The following is an 8,982-nucleotide window of genomic DNA, read 5'->3' as shown; positions in this document are numbered from 1 at the left end:
CGATCTTCGCCGTGACAGGGCGACATGTTAAACCGCTACACCACGGGGCCGTTTCATACTTATCGGAACCTCTCGCGTTCCGACAAAAAGTATTCTACCATGTCCCACTCGTTTTGGCAAGCCCTTTTTTTCATTTTTTTTATAATTTGCCCATTACGTTTCCCGAACTCCTTTGGCCCCCTGTATCAGGCGAAAAAAATCCCCTGCCCGGACAGGGGCAAGGGACTTGTATTCCATATTATTTTGCATAATCGATCATTCGCGTTTCCCGAATGACGACGACTTTGATCTGACCGGGATATTCCAGTTCGGCCTCGATCCGCTTGACGATGTCGTGAACGAGGAGAACACAATCCGATTCGTCGATCTTTTCCGGTTTGACCATGACGCGGATTTCGCGTCCGGCCTGTATGGCAAAGCAATCTTCGACGCCGTCGAAAGATTTTGCGATTTCTTCCAGTTTTGTCAATCGCTTCAGGTAGTTTTCCAGCGTTTCCCGTCTTGCACCCGGCCGCGCCGCCGATACGGCGTCCGCCGCCGACACGAGGACGGCTTCGATGCTCCGCGGCTCTTCGTCGCCGTGGTGCGCGGAAATACAGTTGATGCTCAGCTTGGATTCGCCGTACTTCTTGGCGACTTCCGCGCCGATAGATACGTGGGTGCCTTCCAATTCATGATCCAGGGCTTTGCCGATATCATGAATCAAACCGGCCCGCTTGGCCAGCGTTTCGTCTACGCCGAGCTCGGCGGCCATAATGCCCGCCAGCTGGGATACTTCGATAGAATGGCGCAGTACGTTCTGGCCGTAGCTCGTACGGTACCGCAGACGCCCCAGGATCTTGATGAGTTCCGGATGCAGGCCGTGAACGCCTGTTTCATACGTCGCCTGTTCGCCGGCTTCGCGGATCTTCTGGTTGACTTCCTTGCGGGCTTTTTCCACCATTTCTTCAATGCGCGCCGGATGAATACGTCCGTCGGCGATGAGCTTTTCCAAGGCGATGCGGGCGATTTCGCGGCGAATGGGGTCGAAGCACGACAAGATGACGGCTTCCGGCGTATCGTCGATGATGAGGTCGACGCCCGTCAGGGTTTCGATAGCCCGGATATTACGGCCTTCCCGGCCGATAATACGGCCTTTCATTTCGTCGTTCGGCAGGGATACGACGGAGACCGTCGTTTCCGCTACGTGGTCGGCAGCGCAGCGCTGAATCGCCGTGGCAATAATTTCCCGCGCCTTTCCTTCGGCTTCTTCCTTCGCTTCGTCTTCCATCATCTTGATCATTTGAGCCGTTTCGTGCTTTACCTCCGACTGCACGTTGCAAAGGAGGAGCTCCTTCGCCTCGTCGTATGTAAGGCCCGAAATCCGTTCCAGTTCAGCCATTTCCTGGGCGTGAAGCGCTTCGATCTTCTCCTGGATTTTCGTCACTTCGTCTTCCTTACGCTGCAACGATTCCTCTTTCTTTTCTATGGACTCAAATTTCTTGTCTAAATGTTCTTCCTTCTGCAGCAACCGCCGTTCCATGCGTTGTAATTCGCTGCGGCGCTCCTTATTTTCCCGTTCGGCGTCCGTACGCAGTTTATGCACTTCTTCCTTGCCTTCCAGGACGAGTTCCTTCTTGCGGGCTTCTGCATTCTGCTGCGCCGTGGAAATAATCCGCTGCGCTTCTACTTCGGCCTGCCCGATCTTGCCTTCGGCAATGTTCTTGCGGTAAATATACCCTGCGCCTACGCCTATGACGCCGCAGACGATTGCTGCGACAATGCTAGCTAACATGTACTGATTTCACCTCCCCTTCATCAAAAAAAGCCGAACGGCAGTCCGGCTTTTTTATATGAGTATGTGTTGTTTACGTCATCTTCAAAAAACCTACAATTATGCAAAATATTTGACCAGTGTCAACCGGCTCATTTAATTGTAAAATTTTTTGATAACTATGTCAAGAATAAAAGTCATCCACGACGTTTCGAATCACCGAGGGTGAAAAGCCGCGGTATTGAAGAAAACGGGCGATTTTCCGCGCGTCCCCTCCGCCTTTGAAGCGCTGGGCCACCAACCGCCGCGCCGTTTCGTCCTCGTCGGGCCGCTCCAGCTCGTCGGGAACGGGAAGGTCCCGGCGGCGCAGGCAGTTGACGATGTACAAATGGCCGTACCGGCCCTTCTGGGCATACTGCTTGTACACGGCTCGGGCCAGGCGCTCGTCGTCGACGAACCGCTCCTCCTTCAGCTTGGCGATGACGGCATCTATTACCTCGCCGTCGGCATCATGCCGCTCCAGCTTGCGGCGCAGCTCGCCTTCGCTGAGAAAGCGGACGTTCAGCAGGCGCAGCGATTTTGCATAGGCTTCCTTATAGTCCATGCTTATTCGCCGTCAGTTTCTGCCAGCGTGTCGGGCAAGTCGTCGGCCTGCATCGGTTCTTCCATCACGTCTTCAAATTTTTCCGGCTCGGCGGCTAAGGTATCGCGGATAATCTGTTCAATTTCGTCGGCAATGTCGCCGTGCTCTTTCAGGAATACCTTGACGTTTTCCTTGCCCTGGCCCAGCCGTTCGCCCTTATACGAATACCAGGTGCCGCTCTTTTCGATGATGTCCATGGACGCGCCCAAATCGAGAATCGTCCCTTCGCGGGAAATACCCGTGCCGTACATGATGTCGAATTCGCAGTTTCGGAACGGCGGCGCGACTTTATTTTTTACGACCTTAACCCGGGCCCGGTTGCCGATGACGTCGCCGCCGGCCTTAATAGCTTCGCCCTTGCGGATTTCCATGCGGATAGAGGCGTAGAATTTCAGGGCCCGGCCGCCCGTCGTCGTTTCGGGGTTGCCGAACATGACGCCGACCTTTTCACGGAGCTGGTTGATAAAGATGACGATGGCCTTCGATTTAGCGATAATGCCGGTCAGCTTACGCAGGGCCTGGCTCATGAGGCGGGCCTGCAGGCCGACGTGGGAATCGCCCATTTCCCCTTCGATTTCCGCCTTCGGCACCAGGGCGGCTACGGAGTCGACGACGATGATGTCTACAGCGCCGCTGCGTACCAGTTCTTCCGTAATTTCCAGAGCCTGCTCGCCGTTGTCCGGCTGGGAAATGAGCAGCTCCGCCGTATCGACGCCGAGATGACGGGCATAGACCGGGTCTAAGGCATGTTCCGCGTCGATGAAGGCCGCAATGCCGCCGCTCTTTTGGGCCGAAGCGATGGCGTGAAGGGCCAGCGTCGTCTTACCGGACGATTCGGGGCCGTAAATTTCGATGACGCGGCCGCGGGGATAGCCGCCGACGCCGACTGCCAGGTCAACGGCCAGGGAACCGGAAGAAATGACTTCCATATTCATCTTGTCGGCTATATCGCCGAGACGCATGATCGCGCCCTTGCCGAAATCCTTCTCGATCTTGCGCATTGCGTTTTCAAGCGCAGTTTGTTTCGCATCCATAATATGTCTCCTTATTCTCCTTGTTTCAAGATATATTGAACGGCATAATAAATGGCCCGAGCCGCCGCCCGGCGCTTGACCTCCGCCCTGTCGCCGGGATAGATGTCGCGATGGGATACGGTGCCCCACGGCCCGTCTATGCCCGTATATACGAGGCCTACAGGCTGCTCTGCCGTACCTCCGTCCGGTCCGGCGATGCCCGTCGTGCTGATGGCGACATCCGAGCCGTACAGCCGCCTGCTGCCCTGGGCCATTTCGCAGGCCGTCTGGGCGCTCACTGCCGTATACCGTTCCAGCGTCTCATGAGATACGCCGAGTATCTGTTCTTTCATTTCGTTGCAGTACGTGCCGGCCGAACCGCGGAAGTAGGCCGACGCACCGGGCACGTCCGTAATCAGGGAGCCGACGAGGCCGCCCGTACAGGATTCAGCCGCGCTGATCGTCAAATTCCGGCGCAGGGCTTCCCTCCCCAATACGTGAGCGACTGTTTCATCGTCGTAGGCTACGGCCGTCCGCTGCAGGCGGCGGCGCATTTCTTCTCCCAGCGGCGACAGCATGGCCTTAGCCTCCGCTTCCGTCCGGGCCCGCGCCGTAATGCGCACTTCGACGAATCCCGGACGGGCGTACATGGCAATCGTCGGGTTTGACTGCTTCGTCACTAAATCCATGAGCTTTTCTTCAATGAAGGCTTCGCCCATGTCGTAAATCTTGATGTACAGCGACTGGATATAGCCCTGGGAGCCAAAGGTGCGGAGCAAATAGGGCTTCAGCCGGTTCTCGTACATCCAGCGCATTTCCGTCGGCGGCCCCGGCAGGTGGACGAGAAGCTTGCCGCCCTTATGGATGGCTACGCCCGGCGCGGTGCCGGCTCCGTTGGAAAAGATATCGGCTCCGGCGGGAATCATGGCCTGACGCTTCTGATTTTCCGTCAGCTCCCGGCTGGGATGATGCTCCTTCACCCACCAGCGGATATCTTCGACGATGTCGGGATGATATTCCAGCGGCGCATCCATGACCTTGGCCCCGACGAGTTTCGTCACGTCGCCCTGCGTCGGCCCGAGGCCGCCCGTCGTGATGACGATATCGGCCCGAGACAGGGCCGTGCGAAATACCTGTTCCATCCGCTCGGGATTGTCGCCGACCGTCGTGTGGTATACGACGGAATAGCCGAGCCGATTGAGTTCTTTAGACAAATACCGCGAATTCTCGTTGACGATTTCTCCGAGCAGCAGCTCCGAGCCCGTCGTAATGAGTTCTACTAACACTGGATTCACCTCGCCGTCATACCAGCTCCGCTACTAAATCGTAAGCGAAGCCCTGAACGATGCGCACCTGCACCATATCGCCGGGCTGCACCGCTTCCGCATCTTCCAGATAGGTCAGGCCGTCTACTTCCGGAGCCTGCACCTCGATGCGGCCTACGGCCTGGCGCACGCCGCCTTCTTCCTGAATGCTTTCGACGAGGAAGGTATGAATCGTCCCCTCCAGCTCCTGATTGCGCCGTTCCGATACCTTGGCCTGAATAGCCATGAGAGCGTGATACCGTTCTTCCTTGACGTCTTCCGGAATCTGGCCGTCCATCCGTGCCGCTGCAGTGCCTTCTTCCTGGGAATAGGTAAAGACGCCGACGTCGTCGAATTCCGTTTCGTCGACAAAATCGCACAATTCCTGGAATTCTTCTTCCGTTTCGCCGGGAAAACCGACGATAAATGTCGAACGCAGGGTCAGTTTGCGGCCGTGGCTGCAAAGCTTCTTCATCAGATTGCGCACGTCTTCTTCCGAATCGCGGCGGTTCATGCGTTTAAGCACGGACTGGGAAATATGCTGCAGCGGCAGGTCGACGTAGGGGCAAATCTTTTCTTCTTCGACGATGAGATTCATCAATTCGTCCGTAAAATAAGACGGGTATAAATAAAACAGGCGGATCCAGCGGACGCCGTCTATTTTAACCAGCTCCCGCAGCAAATCGGGCAGGAGGGAGCGGCCGGCCAGATCGACGCCGTAGCTCGTCGTATCCTGGGCGATGATATTGATTTCCTTCACGCCGTCGGCAGCCAGCTGCTTTACCTCTTCTACGACCGACGCGACGGGACGGCTGCACAAGCGCCCCCGCACGTGCGGAATGATGCAGAAGGAGCAGCCGTTGTTGCAGCCTTCGGCTATCTTGACGTAGGCGCTGTACGACGGCGTCGTGCGCATGCGGCTCGTGTGCTCGTCGTACAAGTGGCTCACATCGTCCATGAAGCAGGCCCGTTCGCCCTGATTCGCCGCTTCGACGGCCTCCCATATCCGGTCCCACGAGCCCGTGCCCAGCAGGGCGTCGATTTCAGGCATTTCCTTCAGCAATTCTTCCTTATACTGCTGGCTGAGGCAGCCCGTCACGATCAGCAGGCGGCATTTGCCTGTTTTCTTATATTCAGCGGCCTGCAAAATCGTATTGACCGATTCTTCCTTCGCCTTTTCAATGAAGGTACACGTATTGACGATGATGATATCGGCTTCGGCCAAATCGTCGGTAATTTCCATCTGTTTATCGCGGAGAATGCCCAGCATTACTTCCGTATCGATGAGGTTTTTCGAGCAGCCCAGGCTGACGAATCCAATTTTTTCCATTTACGGCTCCTTTCCGAAGCGGACCGACTTAATCCACCAATCCTGCAGGGACCGGCGGCCTTCGGCCGTATATTGTTTTTTCACAGGGAACAGCGCCAGGCCGTCCCCTTTCGCGTCCAGGACGTTCTTTCCCGTATCGCTGGTATAGGTCAAATAGATGTGGTTTCTCCGCAGGATACCGTCTACGTCGTCCGAAAACAGCCAGTTCAGGAAGGCGTAGGCCATTTCGCCGTCGGTGCACCACTTGGTAATAGCCGCGCCGGTCAGCCAGTACGACGTGCCGTCGCGCGGATAGATGATGTAGATAGGCGCGCCGTCTTTGCTGTACTGACGGGCCATAGCCGCGTCGACGACGCCGGCGTCGGCGTCTCCTCCGGCTACGATGCGCACGTTCGACGACATAGACTGGGAATAAGACGTCACGTGGCGCTGCAGCTCGCGCAGATATCTTCCCGCGCCGTCTCTGCCCCGCATTTCCACAAAGGAGCAGAGGAAATCGCCGGCCATATCCATGGCCGCCAAGTCGGGAAAGACGAGGGTCAGGTTCGGGTCCTGAAACAGTTCGTCCCACGTCTGGGGGGACAATCCGTTGCGTTCATAATAGCTGCTGCTGATGATAAACACCATGGGATTCAGCCACAGTCCGGTCCAATACCCGCCGGCATCCTTCAAGGCCGGCGGCACGGCGTCGGTCTGAGGCGACGTATAGGCCTGAAGCATGCTGGCCTTCTTTTGATCCTGCAGCACCTGTTCCGACGCGATGATCATATCCGGCGGCGACGCCAAATCCGGCGTCTTCAGGAGCCGTCGGATCTGCCCGTCCGTGCGGGTCTGTACCTGCACGCGCCAGCCCGTCTTTTTATAAAATTCGTCGGCCAGTCCTTTGTTTACGTCGTCGGGCATGGCCGAATACACGACGAGATGCCGTTCGGCTTCATACGCGGCCTGCTCCTCCGCCTGCTTTTGTTTTTCCCATACGTAGCAGCTCAGTCCCAGCAGAGCCAGGATGAACACCGCCACGGCCATCAATGGCATATATCGTTTCATTTTCTTCCCCTCGTATCCCTGCGCCTCGTCTTCTTCGGCGGCTGCAAGCTGCCGCGGCGCTGCGGCGTCCGTTCCGGCTGCGCTCCTTTGAGACGGCGCGGCGGAATAAGGCATTTCGGTCCAAAACCGATGAGATCTCGCCGTCCGGCCTGGCACAGGGCCTTGTACACGATGTCGTAGTTCGCCGGGTTCTTATACTGCATAAGAGCCCGCTGCATCTGCTTTTCTTCCGGCCTGCGGGCGACGTATACCGTTTCGCCCGTCAGCGGATTCATTCCCGTATAGTACATGGCTGTCGACAAGCTGCCCGGCGTGGGAATAAAGTCCTGCACCTGCTCGGGCTGCATATGCATGTCCCGCAGAAATTCGGCCAGCTCCACGGCGTCGCGGAGCGTGCAGCCCGGATGGCTAGACATAAAATACGGCACGAGGTACTGTTTTTTGCCCAGCTTGCGGTTCGCCTCGTCAAACCACTCCTTAAATTTCAAAAAAGCATGTACGTCGGCTTTTCCCATCAGGTCCGTCACGTGCTTGACGACGTGCTCCGGCGCTACTTTCAGCTGGCCGCTGACGTGGTACTGACACAATTCTTCGACGAATTTCTTGTTATGATCCGCCAGCACGTAGTCATACCGCAGCCCCGATCGGACGAATACCTTTTTTACGCCCGGAACCTGCCGGATTTCCCGCAGGAGCCGTCGGTAGTCCTCGTGGGACGTGTCGAGATTCGGACAGACTTTGCTGCCGATGCAGTGGCGGTTGCGGCAGGCGCCGGATATGCGCTGCTTGCTGCAGGCTTCATGGCGGAAGTTAGCCGTCGGGCCGCCGACGTCGTGGATATATCCTTTAAAGTCAGGCAGCTCGGTCATCCGCTTCGCTTCCCGCAACAGCGATTCGTGGCTGCGGTGCTGGATAATCCGGCCCTGATGGCTCGTAATAGCGCAAAAGTGACAGTGGCCGAAGCAGCCGCGCTGGCTCGTCAGGCTGAACTGTACTTCCTGCAGGGCCGGCACGCCGCCGGCCTCGTCGTACATGGGATGCCAGCGCCGCTGAAAGGGCAGCTCGTAAATGGCGTCCATTTCCTCCGTCGTCAGCGGCAGGGCCGGCGGCGTCTGCACGACAAAGCGGTTTTCCGACGGCTGGATAATCGTCCGGCCGTGATAGGGATCCTGCTCTTCATATTGGATTTTAAAGGCCTCGGCAAAGGCTTTTTTGTCGTCCCGGACCTCTTCATAGGACGGGCACATGACGGCTTTATCCGACAAGGGCGCGCGGCTCGTCACATAGCAGATGCCGCGTATGTCGTACATTTCCGCCGTCGTCTTCCCTTCGGCCAGGGCATCGGCAATCTCGGCGACGGACCGCTCACCCATGCCGTAGCTTAAAATATCGGCCTTGCTGTCCAACAAGATCGAATGGCGGACCTTATTGGACCAGTAATCGTAATGGGCGAAGCGCCGCAGGCTGGCTTCAATGCCGCCGATAATGATCGGCACGTCCTTATAGGCTTCGCGCATGCGGTTGGCGTAGACGATCGTCGCCCGTTCAGGCCGGCGTCCCGTTTCTCCTCCCGGCGAATAGTTGTCGCGGCTGCGGAACTTCTTCGCCGCCGTCTTTTCATTCAGCATGGAGTCGAGATTTCCCGCCGTAATCAACGCCGCCAGGCGCGGCCTGCCCAAAGCCTTGAAAGGCTCTGCGCTGTGCCAGTCCGGCTGGGATATGATGCCGACGCGGTATCCCCGGCTCTCCAGGACGCGGCCGATGACCGCCGCGGCAAAGCTGGGGTGGTCGACGTAAGCGTCGCCGTTAATATATACGAAGTCGAGTTGGTCCCAGCCCCGTTCTTCCATATCCCGGCGGCTGGTCACTAAAAATTGACTGCTCATACTTCT

The 8,982-nt window shown here is 57.3% G+C and carries 7 protein-coding genes; all 7 read right to left on the bottom strand.

The window, feature by feature from the left end; all coding sequences use genetic code 11:
- Positions 1-238: 238 nt before the first annotated feature.
- Positions 239-1,774, bottom strand: a complete 1,536-nt coding sequence (rny, locus tag OCV58_RS05030; RefSeq protein WP_087477670.1) for a ribonuclease Y — start codon at positions 1,772-1,774, stop codon at positions 239-241.
- A gap of 163 nt (positions 1,775-1,937) precedes the next feature.
- Positions 1,938-2,357, bottom strand: coding sequence for a regulatory protein RecX (locus OCV58_RS05025; protein ID WP_087477669.1), 420 nt, complete (start codon positions 2,355-2,357; stop codon positions 1,938-1,940).
- Between the two features lie 2 nt (positions 2,358-2,359).
- Complete coding sequence (gene recA / locus OCV58_RS05020) at positions 2,360-3,430, bottom strand: recombinase RecA (protein ID WP_087477668.1); 1,071 nt, start codon at positions 3,428-3,430, stop codon at positions 2,360-2,362.
- An 11-nt stretch (positions 3,431-3,441) separates the two neighbouring features.
- Positions 3,442-4,695 carry a competence/damage-inducible protein A gene (locus OCV58_RS05015; RefSeq protein ID WP_154877146.1) on the bottom strand — a complete coding sequence of 418 codons (1,254 nt, stop codon included), beginning with the start codon at positions 4,693-4,695 and terminating at the stop codon, positions 3,442-3,444.
- 16 nt (positions 4,696-4,711) lie between these two features.
- Positions 4,712-6,043: a 30S ribosomal protein S12 methylthiotransferase RimO gene (gene rimO / locus OCV58_RS05010; RefSeq protein WP_154877145.1), complete on the bottom strand. Its 1,332-nt coding sequence runs from the start codon at positions 6,041-6,043 to the stop codon at positions 4,712-4,714.
- Positions 6,044-7,090, bottom strand: a complete 1,047-nt coding sequence (locus OCV58_RS05005; protein WP_154877144.1) for an ABC transporter substrate-binding protein — start codon at positions 7,088-7,090, stop codon at positions 6,044-6,046. It abuts the gene before it with no gap.
- Positions 7,087-8,976, bottom strand: a complete 1,890-nt coding sequence (locus tag OCV58_RS05000; protein WP_154877143.1) for a YgiQ family radical SAM protein — start codon at positions 8,974-8,976, stop codon at positions 7,087-7,089. Before OCV58_RS05000 ends, OCV58_RS05005 begins: the two co-directional genes overlap by 4 nt.
- Positions 8,977-8,982: the final 6 nt, after the last annotated feature.

It is taken from the genome of Megasphaera stantonii (genome assembly GCF_025567065.1).
Taxonomy (GTDB): domain Bacteria; phylum Bacillota; class Negativicutes; order Veillonellales; family Megasphaeraceae; genus Megasphaera; species Megasphaera stantonii.
The sequence above is the reverse complement of the archived record's forward strand: the minus strand, read 5'-3'. Positions and strand labels throughout refer to the sequence as shown.